Source organism: Actinocatenispora sera (assembly GCF_018324685.1).
GTDB classification, from domain to species: domain Bacteria; phylum Actinomycetota; class Actinomycetes; order Mycobacteriales; family Micromonosporaceae; genus Actinocatenispora; species Actinocatenispora sera.
The window spans coordinates 2091853-2110510 of record NZ_AP023354.1; the positions used below are offsets into that span (position 1 = coordinate 2091853).

The 18658-nt window shown below is 73.2% G+C and carries 16 protein-coding genes, 1 tRNA gene and 1 pseudogene; 15 read left to right on the forward strand and 3 right to left on the reverse strand.

Annotated elements, in window-relative coordinates:
• The first annotated feature begins 34 nt into the window (after positions 1–34).
• The 4 genes from Asera_RS10015 (at position 35) to Asera_RS10030 (ending at position 6158) form a co-directional block, all read left to right on the forward strand.
• On the forward strand, positions 35–724 hold the full coding sequence (locus Asera_RS10015; protein ID WP_084131664.1) for an NADH-quinone oxidoreductase subunit C: 690 nt from the start codon (positions 35–37) through the stop codon (positions 722–724).
• Positions 725–1684, forward strand: a complete 960-nt coding sequence (locus tag Asera_RS10020; protein WP_030446677.1) for a complex I subunit 1/NuoH family protein — start codon at positions 725–727, stop codon at positions 1682–1684. It abuts the gene before it with no gap.
• Positions 1685–2435: 751 nt separating this feature from the next.
• On the forward strand, positions 2436–4214 hold the full coding sequence (locus Asera_RS10025) for a hypothetical protein (RefSeq protein ID WP_030446678.1): 1779 nt from the start codon (positions 2436–2438) through the stop codon (positions 4212–4214).
• A 9-nt stretch (positions 4215–4223) separates the two neighbouring features.
• Entirely contained in the window at positions 4224–6158 is a 1935-nt protein-coding gene (locus Asera_RS10030) for a hypothetical protein (protein WP_157034848.1), read from the forward strand.
• A gap of 46 nt (positions 6159–6204) precedes the next feature.
• Here the strand turns inward: Asera_RS10030 and Asera_RS10035 are convergent, their stop codons facing one another.
• Positions 6205–7134: an aldo/keto reductase gene (locus Asera_RS10035; RefSeq protein ID WP_425305976.1), complete on the reverse strand. Its 930-nt coding sequence runs from the start codon at positions 7132–7134 to the stop codon at positions 6205–6207.
• A 140-nt stretch (positions 7135–7274) separates the two neighbouring features.
• Between Asera_RS10035 and Asera_RS10040 the strand changes: the two are divergent.
• Positions 7275–7831 (forward strand): annotated as a pseudogene (locus tag Asera_RS10040) (NuoI/complex I 23 kDa subunit family protein); the annotation flags it as partial.
• 80 nt (positions 7832–7911) lie between these two features.
• On the opposite strand, the gene Asera_RS10045 reads toward Asera_RS10040, so the two are convergent.
• Positions 7912–8583, reverse strand: coding sequence for an alpha/beta fold hydrolase (locus Asera_RS10045; RefSeq protein WP_030446682.1), 672 nt, complete (start codon positions 8581–8583; stop codon positions 7912–7914).
• A gap of 121 nt (positions 8584–8704) precedes the next feature.
• On the opposite strand from Asera_RS10045, the gene Asera_RS10050 reads away from it, so the two are divergent.
• The 9 genes from Asera_RS10050 to Asera_RS10090 all read left to right on the forward strand — a co-directional run bounded on the left by Asera_RS10050 (position 8705) and on the right by Asera_RS10090 (position 17765).
• The gene (locus Asera_RS10050) at positions 8705–9205 is read left to right on the forward strand and encodes an NADH-quinone oxidoreductase subunit J family protein (protein ID WP_084131711.1); all 501 of its coding nucleotides are present in this window, start codon (positions 8705–8707) and stop codon (positions 9203–9205) included.
• Complete coding sequence (gene nuoK, locus Asera_RS10055; protein ID WP_084131669.1) at positions 9205–9627, forward strand: NADH-quinone oxidoreductase subunit NuoK; 423 nt, start codon at positions 9205–9207, stop codon at positions 9625–9627. Before Asera_RS10050 ends, nuoK begins: the two co-directional genes overlap by 1 nt.
• Complete coding sequence (locus Asera_RS10060; protein ID WP_030446685.1) at positions 9627–11552, forward strand: NADH-quinone oxidoreductase subunit 5 family protein; 1926 nt, start codon at positions 9627–9629, stop codon at positions 11550–11552. The genes nuoK and Asera_RS10060 overlap by 1 nt, the downstream gene beginning before the upstream one ends.
• On the forward strand, positions 11549–13042 hold the full coding sequence (locus Asera_RS10065) for a complex I subunit 4 family protein (RefSeq protein WP_030446686.1): 1494 nt from the start codon (positions 11549–11551) through the stop codon (positions 13040–13042). The genes Asera_RS10060 and Asera_RS10065 overlap by 4 nt, the downstream gene beginning before the upstream one ends.
• Before the next feature lie 103 nt (positions 13043–13145).
• Complete coding sequence (locus Asera_RS33020; protein ID WP_030446687.1) at positions 13146–14861, forward strand: NADH-quinone oxidoreductase subunit N; 1716 nt, start codon at positions 13146–13148, stop codon at positions 14859–14861.
• Between the two features lie 154 nt (positions 14862–15015).
• Positions 15016–15906 carry a zinc metalloprotease HtpX gene (gene htpX / locus Asera_RS10075; protein WP_244843814.1) on the forward strand — a complete coding sequence of 297 codons (891 nt, stop codon included), beginning with the start codon at positions 15016–15018 and terminating at the stop codon, positions 15904–15906.
• 127 nt (positions 15907–16033) lie between these two features.
• Positions 16034–16570 carry a histidine phosphatase family protein gene (locus tag Asera_RS10080; protein ID WP_030446689.1) on the forward strand — a complete coding sequence of 179 codons (537 nt, stop codon included), beginning with the start codon at positions 16034–16036 and terminating at the stop codon, positions 16568–16570.
• 26 nt (positions 16571–16596) lie between these two features.
• Entirely contained in the window at positions 16597–17391 is a 795-nt protein-coding gene (locus tag Asera_RS10085; protein ID WP_030446690.1) for an alpha/beta hydrolase, read from the forward strand.
• A gap of 17 nt (positions 17392–17408) precedes the next feature.
• Positions 17409–17765 (forward strand): MmcQ/YjbR family DNA-binding protein, encoded by a 357-nt coding sequence (locus Asera_RS10090; protein WP_030446691.1) that lies wholly within the window; start codon positions 17409–17411, stop codon positions 17763–17765.
• Positions 17766–17806: 41 nt separating this feature from the next.
• Here Asera_RS10090 and Asera_RS10095 read toward each other — a convergent pair whose 3' ends face one another.
• Positions 17807–18298, reverse strand: a complete 492-nt coding sequence (locus Asera_RS10095; RefSeq protein ID WP_030446692.1) for a YajQ family cyclic di-GMP-binding protein — start codon at positions 18296–18298, stop codon at positions 17807–17809.
• A gap of 171 nt (positions 18299–18469) precedes the next feature.
• Between Asera_RS10095 and Asera_RS10100 the strand changes: the two genes are divergently transcribed.
• Positions 18470–18551 (forward strand) — tRNA-Tyr (locus Asera_RS10100).
• Positions 18552–18658: the final 107 nt, after the last annotated feature.

Here is an 18658-nt window from a genome sequence, read left to right on the forward strand (position 1 = left end):
TCGGGCACCGGCCCGCTCGCACTACGATCCGGGCATGGGTGGTGAAGGGGCCGAGACCGGCGCGACATTGGCCGAACGGTTCGGCGCGGGCGCGGCCGGTACCGACTCCGGCGGCGGCGCGTGGGCCCGGCCCACCGTGGACGTGCCGGCCGACCGCTGGGTGGCCGCGCTGTCGACCGCCCGGGACGATCTCGGCTACGACTTCTTCGACTGGCTGTCCGCGGTCGACGAGGGTGCCGACGGGTTCCGGATCGTCGCGCACCTGTGGTCGGTCGCCGACCGGCGCGGCCTGCTGCTGCGCACCCTGGTACCGGCCGGTGCACCGGTGCTGGACAGCGTCGTCGCGGTGTACCCGGGTGCCGGTTGGCACGAGCGGGAGACGCACGAGATGTTCGGTGTCGAGTTCACCGGCAACCCCGACCTCGCGCCGCTGCTGCTGCCCGACGGGTTCGCGGGGCACCCGCTGCGCAAGGACTTCGTCCTGGCCGCGCGGGTGGTGAAGGCGTGGCCCGGCGCGAAGGAGCCGGGCGGCGAGCACGGCAAGCGCGCGCCGATGCGGCCCCCGGGCGTACCGGCACCGGACGAATGGCCGGCACCCCCGCCCGCCGATCCCGAGCCGCCGGCCGAGCCAACACCGCCGGCCGAGCCCGAGCCGCCCGCCGGCGGCGCGCACTCGGCGGAGCGGCCGGATGCGGCGTCGCCGCCGAGCGGGGAGGGCGAGTAGATGCCGCTGTGGGCAGAGCTGGTGCTGCGCCTCGCCGGCGTGGTCGTGGCGTTCCTGGTGTTGCCGCTGGTCGTCGGGCAGATCGAGCACAAGGTGATGGCGCACATGCAGGGCCGGCTCGGCCCGATGTACGCGGGCGGGTTCCACGGCTGGGCGCAGCTCGTCGCCGACGGCGTCAAGTTCGTGCAGAAGGAAGAGGTGGTACCGGCCGCGGCCGACCGGCCGGTGTTCCGGGCGGCGCCGATCGTCGCGCTGCTGCCGTACCTGGTGGTCGTGCTGGTGCTGCCGCTCGGGCCGGGGCTGGTCGGCCAGGCGCTCGACATCGGGCTGTTCCTGGTGCTCGCGGTGGTCGGGGTCGGCGTGGTCGCGGTGCTGATGGCGGCCTGGGCCAGCGCGAACAAGTACAGCCTGCTCGGCGGGCTGCGGGCGGCGGCCCAGCTGCTCGCGTACGAGCTGCCCTTCGTGCTGGCCGCGGCGAGCGTCGCGATGGCGGCGGGCACGCTGTCGCTGGGCGGGATCGTCGAGGCGTGGCGGCCGTGGTGGCTGGCCTGGCAGCTGCCGGCGATGCTGGTGTTTCTCACCGCCGGGATCGCGGAGCTGCGCCGGCCGCCGTTCGACATGCCGGTCGCCGACTCCGAGCTCGTCTTCGGCTACATGACCGAGTACACCGGGCTGCGGTTCGCGCTGTTCCTGCTCGCCGAGTACGTGGGGATCGTGGTGGTCGCGGCGCTGACCACGGTGCTGTTCCTGGGCGGCTGGCGCGGGCCGTTCGACGCCCAGCTGGGGTGGCTGTGGACGCTGGTCAAGGTGCTGATCGTGGCGTTCGTGATCATCTGGGTCCGGGTCACGTTCCCGCGGCTGCGGGCCGACCAGCTGCAGCGGTTCTGCTGGCTGGTGCTGGTGCCCGTCGCGCTGGCCCAGCTCGTCCTCACCGTCGGCATCCGCCTCGCCCTGAACTGACCGGCCGCCGCAACGTCGGCGTGGCCGGTCTTTCGGCCGGAGGACGTGGCCGGTCGTTCGGGCGGAGGAAAAGGGCCGCGACCGGTCGGTCGCGGCCCTTCCTGCACCCCCCGCAGGACTCACCCCCGGTGGCACGGACCGGAGCGCAGAGACCGTAACACTCAGGGAAGGCGTAGCGGAACTTGACATCAGCAAATTGCACATAGCTGCACGGCCGTGCGCCGCCACCGAAAGTCGTGAGCTTATGTCCCGATCACGTCGTGATCGCACCCCTCTGTCATCGGCCGTACGGCCGGTACCTGGCGGGTTTCGACCTGGCTAATCTGCGCAATCGCGCCGTTCACGAACTATCCAGGAGATCCCCACCTTGACCGAGCCGGAGCGTCCGCAGCCGGCAGAGCCGTCTGCCCAGAACCCCACCGCCACCCCGCCCGCGTCCCCCACGGATGCGCCGCCACCGGTCTCGCCCGCGCCGCTCGGCCCGCCGCAGCCGCTCGGCGAACCGGTATCGTCCGCCCCCGGCGCGCCGCCGATGCCGGTCGGAGCGGCGGGACCGTACGGCCCGGGTGCACCGGAAACCGCCCTGGCAGCCGCGTCCGGGATGCCGCCGGTGCCGGAAGCGATGTCCGGGATGCCGCCCGTGCCGGGAGCGACGCCGCCGGTTGCCGGCGAGTCGGCCGGGACGGGGATGCCTTTCGGTCAGCCGGGTACGCCCGGAACGCCAACACCGGGTGACGCCGCGTCCGGCATCATGATCGGGCTGCCCGGCGACCCGCAGACCACGAACTGGCCGTACGGGTCGATGCCGGTACCGCCGGCGCCGCGCCGCCGCCGGCGCTGGCCCTGGGTCGCCGGCGCGGTCGCGCTGGTCCTGGTGCTCGGCGCGGTCGCCGTCCCGCTGTACCAGCGGCTCACCCGACCCACCCCCACCGAGCAGGTGCAGTCCGCGCTCGCCTCGCTGGAGCACGCGGCAGTGATCCGGTTGACCGGCGAGTCGGTGACCATGGACGGCATGCCTCAGCGCGTCACCCTGTCCCTGGCCGGGAAGCGCGCGTACGGGCAGGTCCGCGGCTCCGCCGGCAGCGCCGACGTGCTGGTCCGGCACGGAGTCACCTACCTGCGCGGCGACCGCGCCTGGTGGCGGGGCGCTGACGAGACGGCGGCGCTCTATCTGTCCGGGCACTGGACGGCGCAGACGTCCGGGCTGTCCCTCGACCCGACCAAGCTCACCCAGACCGGGCTGGCGAAGTACCTCGGCAAGGGGTTGCGCGCGAACGCCGACCCGGATGCGCATGCCAAACCGGCCGGCGCCGGATACCCGAGCGTCCTCGGCTCCACCGCGGTCACGCCGTACCGCCTGCCGAACGGTTCGGTGGTCTTCGTGACCGCCAACGCCCCGTACCGGCTCGCCGGCATCGACCGCGCCCCCGGCGCGGCGGACGGCGGCTACCTCGACCTGACCGTCGCCACGGCCGACAAGGACAGCTTCGCCTCGGGGTTCGCGAAGCTCGCCGCCGGCGTGCACGGCGACCCGAAGACGCCGGCGCACTACGACTACCACGACAAGCCGAAGCAGGGTACCTGCGATCCCTACTCCTGCACCGAGTCGGTACGGCTGGGGGCGGACGGCGGCGACACCAGCCGCAAGGGGCATGTCGTCGGGTTCTTCAGCTCCGACGAGGCCGGCAAACACATCGTCGGCACGTGCTCGGCGAAGCTGCCGAAGATGCAGCCGAACCACTTCGCCCGGGTCTCCTGCACCACGAGATCGCAGTCGTGGCGGCGTTGGACGGCAAGCGGAGCCAGCACGCACTACTGGGTCTGGATCCTACCGCTCGACCCGGGGTACGTCGGGGACCATCCGAACCAGGTCATCAACGTCTTCACCGCGGGCGTCGACGCCACGGACATGGACCCCGACGACATCGTCCTGGAGTCGGAGGATGCGCTCGGGGTGACCGACCATCTGATCGCCGCGGGCGCATGGAAGGGCCGGGCCGCGGTCGACGCGGTACACGCGATCTGCGACGCGGGCGCGTTGGGCGTGCTGGAGCCGCTGATCATGGCGGGGCAGGTGCAACTCGACCAGGACAGCTTCGGCGACTGGTTCAACGACGAGCACCTGTCGGCGGCGGTCGCGGCGAAGGAACATGCGGCGGCCGGGTCGACGAAGCTGGCGCTCGGATCGTGGCAGGACCCGGACGACCGGACCGTCAAGGCCGACCTGATCGACATCTCCGCGAAGACCACCGTCACCACCGGCCGGGTCACCACGACCCGGCGGACCCGCGGCGACATCGAGCAGGCCGCCGACCGGGCCCGCAAGGGGACGATGCCCGCCGGGTTCGGACGACAGTTGCGGATCGTGGCCGGCCCGGGCAGCGCCCTGTACTGGTCGTCGGCCTCCGGCGTGGCCGCCGCCCTGCGCGCGGCCGGCGTGACCCCGGCGATGCTGCACGGCATCCGCCACATCCGGGTCGTCACCGGATTCGGCACGGCCACTCTCACCCCGAACCAGCTGCGCAAGTAGGGATCGACCGTGTCGGAACGAGAATCGAACACCCCGCAGCCGGACGCCCCGGTGCCGTCCCCGGACACGGCCGCGGCGGCCCCACCGCCGGACGCTGCCGAGGTGGCGCCGTCCCCGGGCACCGCCGCGGCGGCGCCACCGCCGGAGGCTGCCGTGGCGGTGCCGTCGTGGGACGCTGCCGTGGTGCCGCCGCCGGTGGTTCCGGTCGTGGCGAAGCGGCGGCGGAGGTGGCCGCTGCTCGCCGTGATCGCGGGCGTCGTGGTGCTCGCCGTGGTCGGTACCGCGGTCGGGATTCCGTTGTACCGCAAGCTGACCGCGCCGCCGCCGACCGAGCGGGTGCTCGCCGCGGCCGCGGCGCTCGCCACCGCGCCGGCGATGAGCCTCCGCGGCAGCGTGTGGGGGGTCGAGGACGGCTCGTTCGAGACGTTCGACGCCCGGGTCGGTGCCGACACCACCACGGTGGGCACCATCTCGATCGGCGGCGGCAGGGCGGACTTCCTCGTCGGCCCGCGGCTGGTCCGGCTGCGCGGCGATCGACGGTCCCTGCTGGCCATCAAGCCGGACGTGGCCGAGTACGGGGTCGGCACGTGGCTGGAGCTGGAGCCCGCGACGCTGAACGTGGCGTTCTCGGAGCTGACGCCGCGCAACGTGGCCAACCGGATGCGGGACGGGCTGCGGGCGAACGGCACCGGCAAGTACGCCGCGGTACCGGCCGACGGGTTCCCGACCCGGTTGGGCCGTACCGAGGTCACCCCGTACCGGCTGCCCAGCGGCCGCGTCGCCTTCGTCACCGCCGACGCCCCGTACCGGCTGGCCGGCTTCACCGGGAAGTTCGGCCTCAGCGTCGAGGGCGAGCTGACCGCCGAGGTCTCGGTGCTGACCAGCAAGCAGTTCGCGACCGACTACGCCGCGCAGAACCGTGCGGCCGGCGAGGCGCCGACGGAGCCGGCCCATTACATGCTCAAGCCGGACAGCGAGAAGCAGGGTTCGTGCACCGAACGGTCCTGCGCGGAGTCGGCCGTCGTCGTCGCCGACGGTGGCGTCACCGGCGGGCCGGGCCACGTCATCGGCGTTTTCAGCAGCGACTCCGCCAACAAGCACGTCGTCGGTACCTGCACAGCGAAGCTGCCGAAGCTGAAGCCCAACGGATCCGCGCGGGTCTGGTGTACGACGACGTCGGCGAGCTGGCGCAAGTGGACCGCGCACGGCGGCAGCAAGCGGTACTGGTTCTGGATGGTCCCGCTGTCGCCGGGCTGGCAGGGCGATGACCTGCGCAGCGAGCTGCACCTGTTTCGTATCGGGGCGCTCAACGAGGACGTGGTGACCGGGTACGAGCTGTTCACTGCGGGACCGGCGGAGTTCTTCGGTGTGATGGACTCGCTGGTCGGGCAGGGTTGGTCGGCTGCCGCTGCCTGGCAGGCGACCACGAATCTCGCCGACTCCGGGGCGCTCGGGCTCGCGGCGCCGATGCTGCGCGCCGGTACGTTGACGGTCGATCCGAAGGCCGGCCCGGGCGCTCTGGAGGCCGGGAGCCTGCCGTTCTACCGGGAGGCGCGGCGCCGGTACGACGCGCACGGCGGCAAGCTCGCCGTGGGCGGCTACACCGACTCGTCCGGCAGGCACCACACCGGCCACCTGTACGACGTGACGCGGCGACGCGTGGTCACCGCGGTGCCGCTGACCGCCGACTCGATGCGCGGGCTGCGGAGCCAGTGGCCGGACGCGGTGGAACGGTGCCGCAACGCCAACGCACCCGAGGGGTTCGGCCGGGACCTCGTCCTGGTGGCCACGCCGCGCAGTCCGCTCTACTGGCTGGGCGGCGACGACGTGGCGCGCACGTTGCGTGCGGCGGGCGTCGCCGGCAAGGATCTCGCCGGCATCGCCACTCTCACCGTGGTGACCGGGACCGGCGCCATCGCGGTGCGCGCCGCCGACCTGGGCTGACCGGCTCCGGTGGGAGGCGCGGCGTGCGCCCCCCACCGAAGCGGGGTCAGGAGTGGCCGGAGATGGGCTTGGGGCGGTACGGCTCGGCCAGCGCGGCGAGCTCGTCGGCCGACAGCGTCAGTTCGGTTCCGGCGATCGCGTCGTCGAGGTGGTGCGGCTTGGTGGCGCCGACGATCGGCGCGGTCACCGCCGGCTGGTGCAGCAGCCAGGCGAGCGCCACCTGCGCCGCCGGTACGCCGTGCGCGTCGGCGACGTCCGCGACCCGGTCGGCGACGGCGAAGTCGGTCTCGTCGTAGTCGTAGAACCGCAGGTTGCCCGGGTCGGTGCGGGCCCGGACGGTGTGCTGGCCGTCCCGGCCGCGGTTGCCGGCGAGGAAGCCGCGGGCCAGCGGCGACCACGGCAGGATGCCGACGCCCTGGTCGGCGCAGAACGGGATCATCTCCCGCTCCTCCTCGCGGTAGATCAGGTTGTAGTGGTTCTGCATGGACACGAACCGGGTCCAGCCGTGCGCGTCCGCCGTGTACTGCGCCTTCGCGAACTGCCAGGCCCACATCGACGACGCCCCGATGTACCGGGCCTTGCCGGCGCGCACGACGTCGTGCAGCGCCGCCATCGTCTCCTCGATCGGGGTCTCCGGGTCGAACCGGTGGATCTGGTACAGATCGACGTAGTCGGTGCCCAGCCGGCGCAGTGAGGCGTCGATCGAGTCCATGACGTGCTTGCGGGACAGCCCCCGGTCGTACGGCCCGTCGCCCATCGGGTTGCACACCTTGGTGGCGAGCACGTAGTCCTCGCGGTGCTGGAAGAAGCGGCGCAGCAGGCGGCCGGTGATCTCCTCGCTGACCCCGACCGAGTAGACGTCGGCGGTGTCGTAGAAGGTGATGCCGGCCTCGGCGGCGCGGCGCACGAACGGCGCGGCGTCGGCCTCCGGCAGCACCCACTCGCGCCAGTTGACCGGATCGCCGTAGCTCATCATCCCCAGGCACAGCCGGGACACCTTCAACCCGCTGCCGCCCAGTCGTACGTACTCCACGGTGCGTCCTTCCCCCACGTGCACTGGCCACCACCAGCCTAGGGGTGTCCGGGAGCCGGCCGGCGGGCCGGTGCGGTGGCAGGATGGGTGGCATGGCGGGATCGGTACCGGGCAAGGGGCTCGCGAAGGGGCTGGCCACCACGCTCAAGACGATGGTGCGCCCGGCCGGGACCCAGCAGTACCCGGACGTGCAGCCGGAGCTGCCGCCCCGCTCGCGCGGCGTGATCGCGCTGCTGGCGGAGAACTGCACGTCGTGCATGCTGTGCGCGCGGGAGTGCCCCGACTGGTGCATCTACATCGACTCGCACAAGGAGACGGTGCAGGTGGAGGGCGCGGCGCGGGCCCGGCAGAAGAACGTGCTGGACCGGTTCGCGATCGACTTCTCGCTCTGCATGTACTGCGGGATCTGCGTCGAGGTGTGCCCGTTCGACGCGCTCTACTGGTCGCCCGAGTTCGAGTACGCCGAGTACGACATCCGCGACATGATGCACGAGTCGGACCGGCTCGGCGAGTGGATGACCACGGTACCGGCGCCGCCCGCGCACGATCCGAACGGCGAGCCGGCCAAGGAGGTCACCGCCGCCGAGCGCGGTGGCCGCGGCCGGGTCTCCCGCCCGCCCCGCTGAGTCGTCGCCGCGCCGGCGCGGGGAACCGCGGTCGCTTCGGGCCGCGCGGCGCGGGGAACCTCGGTCGCTTCGGGCCGCGCGGCGCGAACCGCGGTCACTTCAGCAGGAGCGCGGTGAGCTCGTCGGGGGCGGTGAGCATCGCGTCGTGGCCGGTGCCGATCTCGTCGACCGGCCAGCCGAACTCGTGCGCCCAGCTGCCGAACGGCATCCCGTTGTCGGGCACGCAGACGATCGCCCGGCACGGCAGCTCCTCGACCCGGCCGGTCAGCACCGTCGGCTCGGCGAACGTCCGGCGCGGCTGCGGTACCAGCTGCGGGGTCAGCCAGGCGACCTGCTCCGGGTCGTCCACGCCGACCATCGGTGGTGGCGGTACCGCGATCAGCCCGTCCGTGGTGTTCCGGTCGACCCAGCGGCGGAACGGCTCGGGCGCCAGGTCGTCCATGCTGGCGCCGTCCGGGCCGGCCCACGCGTCGACGAGGATCAGCCGCGCGATCCGCTCCGGTACCCGGTCCGCCGCCTGCCGCACGACGAGCCCCGCGTAGCTGTGCCCGACCAGTACCACCTCGGTCAGGTCCTCGGTGTTGAGCAGCCTGACCACATCGTCGGCGTGCGTACCGAGGCCGACGTCGGGCCGCGGCTCGCCGCCGTCCAGGCCGGTCAGGGTCGGGGTGAGGACCCGGTGGCCGGCGGCGCGCAGCCGGTCGGCGACGTGCGTCCAGCACCAGCCGCCGTGCCAGGCTCCCGCCACGAGTACGAACGTGGACATCGACCCTCCCAGAGTTCGACAGTCATCGAATCATACTCGCGGGGCGTGGACATGGGTCGCCTGGTTGTCGCGCCACGCGGGGCGACACGGCAGGATGGATCACCATGGGCGGGTGGGAACCGTGACGGTGGCGGACGTACTGCTGGTGGCGCTCGGCGTGGTGACGCTGGGCGCCGCCCTGCTGGTGGTCACCAGCCGGCACCTGGTGCGCGCCGGGCTGTGGCTGGTCGTCGCGCTCGGCGGGGTCGCCGGCTGTTACCTGGTGCTCACCGCCGAACTCGTCGCCTGGGTCCAGGTGCTGCTCTACGTCGGCGCCGTGGTGGTGCTGCTGCTGTTCGCGGTGATGCTGACCCGGGCGCCGATCGGACCCAGCCGGCAGCTCGACCGACCCCGGCTGCCCGCCGCGCTGGTCGGCGGCGGCGCCGGCGTCGGGCTCGCCGCGCTGCTGGTCGACGCGTACCGGTGGAGTCACGTCGAGCAGCCGCCGCCCGGCACGGCGGAGCGGATCGGTGCCGCGGTGTTCCGGCAGTGGGTGCTGCCGTTCGAGGTGGTGTCGGTGCTGCTGCTGGCCGCGCTGATCGGCGCGATCGTGCTGTCCACCCGAGCCGGGCGGGGCCGCTGATGCATCCGGTGATCCCGTACCTGATCGCGGCGTTGCTGTTCGGCGTCGGCTGCTACGGCGTGCTGGTGCGACGCAACGCGGTGCTGCTGCTGATGTCGCTGGAGCTGATGCTCAACGCGGTCAACCTGATCCTGGTCACCGCGGACACCAGCATCGTCGGCGTCCCCCGGTCCGGCCAGGTGTTCGCGCTGTTCGTGATCGTGCTGGCCACCGCCGAGGTGGGCGTCGGCCTGGCCGTGGTGCTGCGGTTCTTCCGGCTGCGCGGCAGCGTCGACACCGACCTGCTCGACACCCGCCGCACCGGTGACGGTGCCGGCGGCGCGGTGCGCGCCGAGCACACCGCGGGCGGTACCGCCGCCGACCCGGAGACCGCGGCCGTGACCGTCGCGGACACCGACACCGGTACCGGGGAGGTGCGGTGATGCTGACCACGGCGCTGGCGATCCTGCTGCCCGCGGTGCCGGGTGCGGCCGGCCTGGCCGGCCTGCTGGTACGGCCGGGCGCGCGCCGGGCCGCGGCGGCGCTGGGCATCACGGCGACCGCGGTGGCGCTGGCCGCCGCGACGGTGCTGCTCGCCACGACCCGCAGGGTGGCTGCCGGTACCACGCTGGCCGACCTGGTCGGGGTCACGGTGCGGGTCGGCGTCTCGGTCGACCCGGTGGCCAGCTCGGTGGCGGTCGCGGTCGGCGTGGTGGCGCTGCTGGTGCAGGTCTACTCGGTGGCCTACCTGCGCGGCGACGACCGGTACGGGCCGTACGCGGCGCAGGTGAGCCTGTTCACCGCGGCGATGCTCGACGTGGTCGTCGCCGGCGACCTGGTGCAGCTGCTGGTCGGCTGGGAGGTCATGGGCATCTGCTCGTACCTGCTGATCGGGCACGACCGCAGCCTGGCCACCGCGCCGGCCGCCGCGGTCAAGGCGTTCCTGGTCACCCGGGTCGGCGACGTCGGGTTCTGGATCGGGGTGATCCTGCTCGGCACCGGCGCCGGCAGCTTCCGGATCGACGACGTGATCACCGCCGCGGCCACCGGCGAGCTGTCGCACGCCCGGGTCACCGCCGCGGTACTGCTGCTGCTCGCCGGGGTGGCCGGCAAGAGCGCGCAGTTCCCGCTGCACAGCTGGCTGCCGGACGCGATGGCCGGCCCGACCCCGATCTCGGCGCTGATCCATGCCGCGACGATGGTCGCCGCCGGCATCTACGTGGTGACCCGGCTGTACCCGCTGTTCGTCACCTCGCGGCCGGCGCTGGTGGTGCTGGGCCTGATGGCGGCGGTGACGATGCTGCTCGGCGCGCTCGCCGCGACCGCCGCCGACGACATCAAGCGGGTGCTCGCCTGGTCGACCGTCAGCCAGCTCGCGTACATGGCGGGCGCGCTCGCCGTCGGCTCGGATCGGGCCGCGATCTTCCACCTGCTCACCCACGCCGCGTTCAAGGCGCTGCTGTTCCTCGCCGCCGGCTCGGTCATCCACGCGGTCGGCAGCAACCTGATGAGCCGGATGGGCGGGCTGCGCCGCGGCATGCCGGTCACGTTCGTCACGATGACGATCGGGCTGGCGGCGCTGGCCGGGGTGCCGCCGTTCGCCGGCTTCTGGAGCAAGGACTCGATCCTGTCCGCCGCCCAGCAGGCGACGAACGGCCTGGGCGCCGCACCGGCGCTGGTCGGCTGGCTGGTCCTGGTGTGCGGGCTGGCCACCGTCGCGATCACCGCCTGGTACGTGACGAGGTTGTGGCTGCGGACGTTCTTCGGCGCCCGGCGCGGCCCGGCCGGGCACGAACCCGCCCGGTCGATGTGGATTCCGTTGGTACTGCTGTCGATCCCGGCGACGCTGCTGGGGCTGATCGAGCTGGTTCCCAGCCGCACCCCGCGGGCCGACTTCGGCTGGTTCGCCTACACGCCGAGGAAGTACGCCGAGTACCTGCCGTCCGGGGTACCGGGCAGCCACCTGCTGCCGATCGGCCGGCAGGACCTCGACCCGGTCACCATGACCATCGGACTGGTCCTGGTCGCGCTCGGGGTGGTCGCGGCGATCCTGGCCTGGCGCCGGGACACCGCCGCCGACCCGGCCCGGGTACTCGGCCGCGCCGCGCCGCTGCTGCGGGCCGGGTTCCGGTTCGACGACGCGCAGCGCGCGCTGGTGGTCCGGCCGGTGCGGGCGCTGGCCACCACGGTGTGGCTGGGCGACGCCCGGGTGGTGGACGGCGCCGTCCGCGGGGTGGGGTCCGGCGCGCTCCGGCTCGGCCGCCGGCTGGCCCGGCTGCACACCGGCCTGCCCCGCTCGCTTGCCGCGGTACTGGCCGGCGCGGTGCTGCTCGCCCTCGTCGCCGTCCTCGTCGGAGGTGTCCGGTGACGAGCGCGTTGTTGGTGGTGGTGCTCGCGGTGCCGGCGTTCGGCGCGGTGCTCGCCGCGCTGCTGCCGGACCGCGCCGGCCGGCTGACCGGTACCGCCGCGGCGGCCGTGGCGTTCCTCGCCACGCTGCCGCTGGCCTGGCACTCCACCCCGGCCGGCCACCACGCGATCGCGCCGTGGCACCAGCTCGACGTCGCGTGGGCGCCGGCCCTGGACATCCGGTTCCACCTCGGGGTGGACGGCATCTCCTGGCCGCTGGTGCTGCTGACCACGCTGCTGACGCTGCTGTGCTGCGGCTACTCGCTCTGGCGTACGCCCGGCGCCGTCCCCGGCCGGTACCTCGTGGCGCTGCTGCTGGTCATCGAGGTCGGCATCGTCGGCGTGTTCGAGTCGCTGGACCTGGTGCTGTTCTTCGTGTTCTTCGAGGTCGTCCTGCTCCCCATGTACGCGGTGATCGCCGGCTGGGGCGGTCCCGGGCGCCGGGCCGCGGCGACGAAGTTCGTGCTGTACACGCTGTTCGGCTCGGTGCTGCTGCTGGTCGGGGTGTTCGTGATCGTGGCGAAGACCGGTACCGCCGACCTGGTCACGCTGTCCGACCGGGGCGGCGCCGGGCTGTCCGGCGGTACCCAGCTGCTCGCGTTCGTGCTGCTGGCGGTGGCGTTCGCGGTGAAGAGCCCGCTGTGGCCGCTGCACACCTGGCTGCCCGACGCGCACACCGAGGCGCCTACGGTCGGTTCGGTGATCCTCGCCGGCGTGCTGCTCAAGATGGGCACGTACGGGCTGCTGCGGGTCGCGGTCGGGGTGCTGCCGGACGGCGCGCGGGCCGCGTCCGGGCTGCTCGGCGTGCTGGCCACCGCGGCGATCCTGATCGGTGCGCTGGTCTGCCTGCGGCAGACCGAGCTCAAGCGGCTCATCGCCTACTCGTCGGTCGGGCACATGGGTTTCGTGGTGCTCGGCATCGCGACCCTCACCGGTACCGGGTTCCAGGCGGCGCTGATCGGCAACATCGCGCACGGGTTGCTGACCGGGCTGCTGTTCTTCCTGGTCGGCGCGATCAAGGACCGCACCGGTACCGGTGAGCTGGCCCGGCTCGGCGGCCTGCGCGAGGTGGCGCCGGCGCTCGCCGGGCTGCTCGGCTTCGCGGCGATCGGCTCGCTCGGACTGCCCGGCCTCGCCGGCTTCTGGGGCGAGTTCTTCACCGTCTACGCGGCGATCCGGCACGGCGGTCCACTGTGGATAGTGCTGGGTGTGTTCGCCGCGTTCGGTGGCGCCCTCGCCGCGGCGTACTTCCTGCGGCTGCTGCGCCGCGTCGCGCACGGCCCGGCGGCCCCGGCGATCGCCGCGCTGCGGCCCCGCGCGCTGGCCCGGCCGGAACTCGCCGCCTGGTCCCCGCTGGTACTGCTGGCCCTCGCGGTCGGCGTGGCCCCGGCGCTGGTGCTCGCCCTCTCCGCCCCGCCGGTTCGCGGCCTGATCGAGGTGATCGGTCGATGAGTGCGAGGGTGAACCGAGTCGCGCGGCTGGTGGCCGACCCTCGGCGGGCCGGTCGGCGTCGTGCCTCGTGCGTGGCGAGCGTTCCGCCGAAGGAGCAACGCCGATGAGCCTGGTGCAGTCGATCGATCAGGTGGCGCTGGCACCCGCGTACCTGGCCGCGCTGACCGCGGTGGCGGTGCTGATCACCGACCTGGTCGCGCCCGGCCGGCGGGTGCCGGCGCTGGTCGCCGCCGCGCTCGGCACCACCGCGACCGGCGTCGTCGCCGTACTGGTCGGGCTCGGTCCGGTGCGCGCCACGTTCTGCACCGCCGGCGGCACCCTGCCCGGCGGGGTGCCCGTCGGCCGGTCCTGCTCGTACGTGGCGGACCACGTCGGCGCCCTGGTCGCCGTGCTGTTCTGCGCGGTCACCCTGGTCGTGCTGGCGCTGTCCACACCGATGCTCGCGGCCCGGGTCGCGCCGAGCGGTGAGTACCTGTTCCTGCTGGCCGCGTCGCTCACCGGCGGCGTCGTGCTCGGCTACGCGCGCGACCTGATCACGCTGATCATCGCGGTCGAGACGCTCACCCTCCCGCTGTACGTGCTGATCGGTCTACGCCACCGGGCGTCCCGTGCCGCCGGCCGCGACGCGCCGACCGGAACCGCGCCGGCCGGAACCGCGCCGGCCGGAACCGCGCCGACCGGAACCGCGCCGGCCGGCACGGCACGCGACAGCGGGCCGGCCGCTGCGGGTAGCGCCTCGACCGGCCCGGCAGGCGACGGCGGGCCACCGGCGGGCGGGGTCGGCGCCGTTGCGGACGAGCCGCGGGGGCCGGCGGAGGCCGCGTCGGGTGCGTTGACGTTCTTCGTGATCTCGGTGGTGTCGACCACCGTCACGCTGCTCGGCGCCGCGCTGCTCTACGCGCTGACCGGCGCGGTGCACCTGGACCGGATCGCCGCGGCGCTGGCGCACCGGGACGAGCTGCACGGCGTACCGCTGACCTCGGCGGCGGTGCTGCTGGTGCTGGTGGGGCTCGCGTTCAAGCTGGCCGCGGTGCCGTTCCACGGCTGGGCACCGGTGAGCTACGACGGCGCGCCGCTGCCGGTCACCGCGTACCTGTCGACCGCCTCCAAGCTCGGCGGCGTCGTCGCCCTGCTGTACGTGACGGTGTTCGCGCTCGGCCCGTGGTTGTCGGTGGTCGGCCCGCTGCTCGCGGTGCTGGCGGTGGCGAGCATGACGGTGGGCAACCTGGCCGCACTGCGGCAGCGGCGGATGGTGCGGCTGCTCGCGTTCTCGTCGGTGGCGCAGGCCGGCTACCTGCTGGCGCCGCTCGGCGCGTTCGCCGCGGCGGCCGGCCGGGCCGGCGCGGCCCGGCACACGCTGACCGCGGCCACCCTCGGGTACACGATCTTCTACCTGCTGCTGGAGCTGGGCGCGTTCGGTGCGCTGATCGCGCTGCGCGGCGCGCGATCGGGCGGCGAGATCGACGAGTACCGGGGTGCCGGGCGGGCGCGGCCGCTGACCGCGGCGGCGCTGGCGTTCGCGCTGATCGGGCTCGCCGGGCTGCCCCCGAGCCTGGCCGGCCTGTTCGCCAAGATCACCGTGGTCCGGGCGGCGCTGACCGGCGGAAGCGCCTGGCTGGCCGTGCTGATCGCGTTGAACGCGGTGCTCGGCCTGGTCTACTACCTGCGCGTGGTGGTCGTCCTGTACCGCACCGGCGAGTACCGGCCGGTCCCGGTCCGGCCGCTGCTGGCCGGCGTGCTCGCCGTCGTCACCGCGGCCGCCGTGGTCGCCGGGTTCGCGCCGCAGCTGGTCCTGGACGCCGCCGCGCTGCTGCCCTGACCCCGGTACGCGCGCGTTCGACGGGCAGCGTTTTCCCAGCTCGGTATCAGAAACCCGGGGCATGCTGGAGTCGGCCCCGGAATCCCCACCGGGATGAAACGGCCTGGGCGCGGTGTTGAACCAAGCCCATCGCCATGCACAGGGAGTGATGACGGTGACCGTACATCGGCACCACAACGGGCTCCGCACCGCGCTGCTGCTCGGGCTGCTCACCGCACTGATCATCGGTATCGGCTACCTGATCGGCGGCAGTACCGGCCTGATCATCGCGGTGCTGATCTCGCTGGCCATGAACGCCGCGACGTACTTCTGGTCGGACAAGATCGCGCTGCGCTCGATGCAGGCCCAGCCGGTGTCCGAGGCCCAGGCGCCGTGGCTGTACGCCATGGTCCGCGAGCTGTCCACCGCGGCCAAGCAGCCGATGCCCCGGCTCTACATCAGCCCCACCGCGCAGCCGAACGCGTTCGCGACCGGGCGCAACCCGGCCAACGCCGCGGTCTGCGTGACCGACGGCATCACCCGCATCCTGACCCAGCGCGAGCTGCGCGCGGTGATCGGGCACGAGCTGTCCCACGTGTACAACCGGGACATCCTGATCTCCAGCGTCGCCGCGGCGCTCGGCGGCATCATCACCGCGCTGTCCTACCTGGTGTGGTTCATCCCGTTCGGCCGGTCGGAGGACGACGACGGCCCCGGCATCCTCGGCGTGCTGGCCATGCTGATCCTCGGCCCGATCGCGGCCACGCTGATCCAGCTGGGCATCAGCCGCAGCCGGGAGTACGAGGCGGACGCGGACGGCGCGCGCCTTTCCCAGGACCCGCTGGCGTTGGCCAGCGCGCTGCGCAAGATCGACGCCGGGGCGCAGCAGCTGCCGTTGCAGCCGACCAGTCAGCTGCAGTCCAGCGCGCACCTGATGATCGCGAACCCGTTGCGCGCGGCCGGCGTGGCGAAGCTGTTCTCCACCCACCCGCCGATGGCCGACCGGATCAAGCGGCTCGAGCAGCTGGCCGTCTCCGGTGACCAGTACCGCGCCGTCGACCGCTGACCGGCCACGGTGTCGACGCGCGAACCGGCCGCCCCACCGGGGCGGCCGGTTCCCTGTCCGAGCCGTCCCGGAGCCCGCGCGCGACCGGGAACCACGAGACGGCAGCGAGTGAAATACGGTGCGAAACATGATCTATCTGGTGCGGCACGCGCAGCCGGCGGTGCGCCGGAAGATCACGCCGGACCGGTGGGAGCTGACGGCGGACGGGCGATCGGCGGCGGCGCGGCTCGCCGGCCGTCTCCCGTGGGACCCGTACCTGGTGGCAAGCGACGAGCCGAAGGCGATCCAGACGCTGCAGTGCGCCTACCCGGGGCGCGCGGTCGACACCGACCCGCGCTTCGGTGAGGTACGCCGGGTCGAGCCGGTCGACGACGGCTACGCGCAGCGGCGCCGGTCGTACGTCTCCGGTACCCCGCTGCCGCGCTGGGAACTGGCGTCGGCGGTCGTGGCCCGGTTCGCCGCGGCGGTCACCGACCACCTGGCCCGGGCGGACGGGCGACCGCTCGTCATTGGTACCCACGGGATGGCGCTGACGGTGTGGCTGGCCGCCGCGCTGCCGACCGCGCTGTCCGGCGGGCCGGCCGAGTTCTGGGCCGCGCTGGCGCAGCCGGACGTGTTCGCCGTCGACCTCGCCACCACCACCGTCGCCCGCCAGCCGGGCTGACCTGCCGACACCAGGGAAAGGTCGACATGACCGAAGCGCAACTATCCACGATGGACGGATCGCGCGGCGAGATCGCCGTGTACCGCTGGCCGCACCCCACCGCCACCCACCGGGTACTGCTGGTGCACGGCTACGGCGAGCACCTCGGCCGGTACGACCACGTCGCCGCGGCACTGCACGCCCACGGCGCCGAGGTCGTGGGGCCGGACCACCTGGGCCACGGCCGCTCCGCCGGCGAGCGGGTGCTCGTCCCCTCGTTCGACGACGTCCTCGCCGACCTGCGCGCCGTCGCCGACCGGGCCGGCACCGACCTGCCGGTGGTGCTCGTCGGCCACTCGATGGGCGGCATGATCGCCGCCCGGTACGCGCAGCTGCACGGCGCCGGGCTGACCTCCGTCGTCCTGTCCGGGCCGGTACTCGGTAGCTGGGCGCCGGTCGCCCTGGCCGACGGCGAGATCCCGGACGAACCGCTCGACGTGTCGACGCTGTCCCGCGACCCGGCGGTCGGGGAACGGTACGCGGCCGACCCGCTGATCTGGCACGGCCCGTTCAAGCGGGAGACGCTGCGCGCCCTCGGCCGCTGCCTGGACGAGATCAACACCGGACCGCGGCTGACCCCACCGACGCTGTGGCTGCACGGCGCCGACGACCAGCTCGTACCGATCGGGCCCAGCCGCGCCGGCATCGACCGCATCCGCGGCGACCGGTTCGAGCAGATCGCCTACCCCGGCGCGCGCCACGAGATCTTCAACGAAACGACCAACACCGCCGTGCTCGCCGACGTCACCAGGTTCATCGCCGGTACGCTGCCCACCGGGTGACGCGGGAGGTGTGCCTGATGTCCGACGTGGATCGGATGTGTGCGGCCTGCGGCGCGCTGCCGGGGGCGGTCGAGACCTACCCGTTCGGCGACGGGGTCGCCGTGTTCAAGGTCGGCGGCAAGATGTTCGCGCTGGTACCGCTGAGCGGCGAGCCGGCGAGCGTCAGCCTCAAGTGCGACCCGGACTTCGCGCTGAGCCTGCGCGACCGGTACCCGGCGATCACCGCCGGGTACCACCTCAACAAGCGGCACTGGAACACGGTCGTACTGGACGGCTCGGTCCCCGACGACGAGATCCTCGAGCTCATCGACCACTCGTACGACCTGGTCGTCTCCGGCCTCCCCAAGGCCACCCGCGCCAACCTCACCCCCTGACACCGCACCGAGGCACGAGCGGCATCGTGCCGCCGGCAGTGTCAGCGGTAGTTGGTGAACTGCAGCGGGATGTCGAAGTCGGCGCCCTTGAGCAGCGCGATCACCGCCTGCAGGTCGTCCTTCTTCTTGCCGGTGACGCGCAGCTGGTCGCCCTGGATCTGCGCCTGCACGCCCTTCGGCCCCTCGTCCCGGATCAGCTTGCTGATCTTCTTGGCCTTGTCCTGCTCGATGCCCTGCACCAGCTTGGCGCTGATCTTGTACGTCTTGCCGGACTGCTGCGGATCGCCCGCGTCCAGCGCCTTCAGCGACACGCCGCGCTTGACCAGCTTGTCGCGGAACACGTCGAGTGCCGCCTTCACCCGGTCCTCGGTCTCGGCGACCAGCGAGATCGCCTCCTCGCCGGACCAGGTGATCTCGGCGCCGGTGCCGCGGAAGTCGAACCGCTGGCTGATCTCCTTGGCCGCCTGGTTCACCGCGTTGTCGACCTCCTGCCGGTCGACGTTGCTGACGATGTCGAAGCTCGGATTCGCCACGAACAGTGCTCCCGTACTGCGTCGATGTCTGTTGATCCACCACGCCGCGGACCTCCCGGCATCCCGCCGGCCGCCCGCGCGCCGCCTCGACGCTACCCGTTTGCGTACGGCCCCGGGTCTACCGCTATCCTTCTTCCGCACCCCGCGTTCCGCGCGAGGTGCCGTGCCCACGGCGGGTTGCCCGAGCGGCCAAAGGGAGCGGTCTGTAAAACCGCCGGCATTGCCTACACTGGTTCAAATCCAGTACCCGCCACACCAGGGTAAAGAGGCCCCTGGCCAGCAGAAATGCCGGCCAGGGGCCTCCTTCGTGTGTCCGGCTGTGTCCGGCGTTGACCGGCGGTCTACGGGTAGGCGCGGGGA